Origin of the sequence: Corallococcus sp. CA047B, from assembly GCF_003612065.1 — a bacterium.
Taxonomy (GTDB): Bacteria; Myxococcota; Myxococcia; order Myxococcales; family Myxococcaceae; genus Corallococcus; species Corallococcus praedator.
Window position 1 is genome coordinate 1 of record NZ_RAWD01000676.1, and the last position, 976, is coordinate 976.

The following is a 976-nucleotide window of genomic DNA, read 5'->3' on the forward strand; positions in this document are numbered from 1 at the left end:
CGCCTCGGAATCCACCTGCTGCTGTTGCCCAAGCAGCGCTCAGAACTCAACTGCATGGATCATCTGTGGCGCCCCCTGAAGCAACGCGTTTCCGCCAACCGTCAGTACCCCACGGTCGAGCAGCACGCCGGCGCCGCCATCCGCTGGGTGCTGGGCCTTTCTGCCCAGGACGCCCTCCGCAAGGCGGGCTGCCTCGCCGAGGGCTTCTGGCTACGCGATTTGTTAGAGAACTTCTGGCGACCTACTTAGGAAGGGCGGAGGCGCCCGGCGGCGCCGGGGTTGGCCTTGAAGGGCCACCCCGGAAGGGCCTGCCGGGCGTGTCCGAAGCTCCCCACCCCGGCTGTGGTGTCGCCGTGCGCATGTCCCGCGCGCCGCACGTGGCCACTGGCGAGCAACCCCACCGCGTGAGCCTGGGCGGCTTGCCGGACACGTCCGACGCACATCCCGCGGTCCTTGTGGAAGCCGGGCGTGACGGGTGGACATGCGGCTGGATGATCTGGACCGGCGCAACCTGGGCTACGGTGGGGCCATCCCCCGCATCAGGTCGGGCATGGGGATCCCCCTTCGTCGATCGCAAGGTCGGCTGACGGACGGTGGGGTCGCGGATCCGTCAGGGACCGTGGCTCGCAGGCAGTAGAAATCCTCGCCCGCCGGGGGCAAGGACGGGAGAGGGACATGGTTCGCACGCGCAGGTTCCAGCTCGCTGTGTCGGCGGTGGTGTTGTTCGGCACGGCGTCGACGTCCGCCTGGGGGCAGGGGACGGCCCCGGCGAAGGGGAGCGTCACCCGCCCGGCCTCGGGTGAGGCAGGTGCCCGGGCGGCCACACCGACTGCCGAGGCGAAGACGCCCGCGGTCCCCACGCAGGCTCCCGCCGCCGAGGCGAAGCCCGTCTCCGCCCAGGCCCAGGAGTCAGGTGCCACGACGGCCCCCACCTCCGCCCGCCCCCAGGCACCGGCCGCTCCAGCCGAAGCCACCC

2 pseudogenes are annotated in these 976 nt (G+C 71.7%); both read left to right on the forward strand.

Going from position 1 to position 976, the window contains the following annotated elements:
• Nucleotides 1-249, forward strand: a pseudogene (locus D7X74_RS43475) (hypothetical protein); the annotation flags it as partial.
• A 426-nt stretch (nt 250-675) separates the two neighbouring features.
• A pseudogene (locus D7X74_RS42110) lies at nt 676-976 on the forward strand (hypothetical protein); the annotation flags it as partial.